This window comes from Eggerthella sp. 1_3_56FAA (assembly GCF_000185625.1).
GTDB lineage: Bacteria > Actinomycetota > Coriobacteriia > Coriobacteriales > Eggerthellaceae > Eggerthella > Eggerthella lenta.
The window spans coordinates 1,163,590-1,166,492 of record NZ_GL622580.1; the positions used below are offsets into that span (position 1 = coordinate 1,163,590).

The following is a 2,903-nucleotide window of genomic DNA, read 5'->3' on the forward strand; positions in this document are numbered from 1 at the left end:
AAAGGCCAATCAAACCCGGAGATATCTCGTTCTCCCCGAAATAGCTTTAGGGCTAGCCTCGGCCGTTCTCCGACGGCGGTAGAGCACTGGATCGTCGAGGGGGCTTCACCGCCTACCGACACGAACCAAACTCCGAATGCCGCCGGATCAGAGGCCGGGAGTCAGAACATGTGGGCTAAGCTGTGTGTTCGAGAGGGAAACAGCCCAGACCGCCCGCTAAGGTCCCCAAATCCATGCTGAGTGGCAAAGGATGTGCGTTTGCCTAGACAACCAGGATGTTGGCTTAGAAGCAGCCATGCATTTAAAGAGTGCGTAACAGCTCACTGGTCAAGTGGACATGCGCCGACAATTCACGGGGCTAAGCATGGTACCGAAGCGGCGGACTAATCTATATTAGTGGTAGGGGAGCTTTCCCCGCAGCGGAGAAGCCGAGAGGGCGACCCTCGGTGGAGCGCGGGGAAGTGAGAATGCTGGCATGAGTAACGAGAGCGGCGCGAGAAACGCCGCCGCCGTAAGCCTAAGGGTTCCTGGGCAAGGCTAATCCTCCCAGGGTCAGTCGGGAGCTAAGGCGAGGCCGAGAGGCGTAGCCGATGCGCAACAGGCGGACATTCCTGTACCGCCTGCGGACCGCTATCACCGACGGGGTGACGGAGAAGGGTAGCCGAGCGGGGTTCTGGACGTCCCCGTGAAAGCGCGTAGGGCGCGGAGCATGGAAATCAGCTCCGCAGAAAGCCTGAGACGCGAGACGAAAGCTTATGCTGAAGTCGGCGAGCCCATGCTTCCGAGAAAAACCTCTAGGAAGGGACGCAGGCGCCCGTACCAAAACCGACACAGGTGGGCAGGTAGAGCATACCGAGGCGATCGGGAGAACCATGGTTAAGGAACTCGGCATACTGACTCCGTAACTTCGGGAGAAGGAGTGCCCCTGGCGGTGACGGGACTTGCTCCCCGAGCGGCCGGGGGTCGCAGCGAAACGGCCCAAGCGACTGTTTATCAAAAACACAGGACTCTGCAAAGCCGTAAGGCGACGTATAGGGTCTGACGCCTGCCCGGTGCTGGAAGGTTACGCGGATGGGTCAGCCGCAAGGCGAAGCTCTGAAGCCAAGCCCCAGTAAACGGCGGCCGTAACTATAACGGTCCTAAGGTAGCGAAATTCCTTGTCGGGTAAGTTCCGACCTGCACGAATGGCGTAACGATTTGGGCGCTGTCTCAACCATGGACCCGGTGAAATTGTATTATTCGTGAAGATGCGAATTACCTGCGGAAGGACGGAAAGACCCCGTGAACCTTTACTGCAGCTTGACATTGATCGTTGGCTCGGCGCGTAGAGGATAGGCAGGAGGCTGCGAAGCCCGGGCGCCAGCCCGGGCGGAGCCGACCTTGGAATACTGCCCTCGTCGCGTCGGCGATCTAACCCCCGGCCGTGATCCGGCGGGGGGACCGTGTCAGGCGGGTAGTTTGACTGGGGCGGTCGCCTCCCAAAACGTAACGGAGGCGCGCAAAGGTCCGCTCAGAACGGTCGGCAACCGTTCGCAGAGCGCAAGAGTACAAGCGGGCTTGACTGCGAGGCCCACAAGCCGAGCAGAGACGAAAGTCGGTTCTAGTGATCCGGCGGCACAGAGTGGAATGGCCGTCGCTCAACGGATAAAAGGTACTCCGGGGATAACAGGCTGATCTTGCCCAAGAGTCCACATCGACGGCAAGGTTTGGCACCTCGATGTCGGCTCATCGCATCCTGGGGCTGAAGTCGGTCCCAAGGGTATGGCTGTTCGCCATTTAAAGCGGTACGCGAGCTGGGTTCAGAACGTCGTGAGACAGTTCGGTCCCTATCCTCCGCAGGCGCAAGAGGATTGAGGAGGTCTGCCCCTAGTACGAGAGGACCGGGGTGGACGGACCTCTGGTGCAGCAGTTGTCGACCAACGGCACGGCTGCCTAGCTACGTCCGGCACGGATAACCGCTGAAAGCATCTAAGTGGGAAGCCGTCTCCAAGATGAGTCCTCTTTCCGGTAAGGGCCCAGGCAGAACACCTGGTCGATAGGCCGCAGGTGCAAGGCGTGCGAGCGCCTCAGCCGAGCGGTACTAATAGCCCGAGCTCTTCTTCGCATGCATATCCCTCGGGTTGTGCGATCGAAAGTCACGAGCGCTGTGCAACCGCCAGGGTGGCGCGGGGGGATCCCGCGGCCCTGACGGGGCCATACAGGCCCGCGCGGGAACGCCCTGCGCGAGCGCGACCATGGAGGCGGGGATCACCCGGTCCCATTCCGAACCCGGAAGTTAAGCCCGCCATCGCCGAAAGTACTGCAGCGTCAGGCTGTGGGAGGATAGGGCGTCGCGCTCGCGGAGGGCGTTTCGGCATGCGAAGGCCCCGCCCCCCTCGGGAGGCGGGGCCTTCGCGCGTTCTGGGGCTCCGCTCCTCTAGGAGGCGCGTGGCGTTCCGTGTCCGGGGTCTTGAGGTTCATCCCGCCCGGGAGCTGGATCGCGAAGCCTTCGAGTAATCCGTCTCCGGCCTTATTCGCCCTCTTCTTTCTCCCATTGTCTACTGCTTCCCTTTTCCTTGCGTTCCGCATGCGCCGAAGCGCCGTTGGGACAACTCGCTTGCTATATATGTTGACAACATGCATGCTTAAGGAGTATAGATGTTATTAGCATATAGAGGCGAGCTTGCGGAAGGAAGTGGGGCCTATGCCGAGAGACGATTGCGGCGGAGAGGGTGCGGCGCGTCAGCCGTGTTGTCGACGCCGCGGAGGCGGCGGCGGGGCGTTGGTCGAGCCTGCCGCCCTTGCAGCATTGCTGTATGCGGGCGGATATGGCTACGACATGCGCAAGGCGATCCTCGAGCGTACGAATGGCGAGGTGGATGTCGACGTAGGCGGCTTGTACCGGTCGCTCAGACGGCTCGAGG

The 2,903-nt window shown here is 61.1% G+C and carries 2 rRNA genes and 1 pseudogene (1 of these 3 running past the window's edge); all 3 read left to right on the forward strand.

From position 1 onward, the window contains the following. Positions 1-2,104: ribosomal RNA gene (locus HMPREF1023_RS10210) — 23S ribosomal RNA — on the forward strand; it begins 867 nt to the left of the window's first position. Between the two features lie 120 nt (positions 2,105-2,224). Then, positions 2,225-2,339, forward strand: a 5S ribosomal RNA gene (gene rrf / locus HMPREF1023_RS10215). 344 nt (positions 2,340-2,683) lie between these two features. Then, a pseudogene (locus HMPREF1023_RS10220) lies at positions 2,684-2,903 on the forward strand (helix-turn-helix transcriptional regulator); the annotation flags it as partial.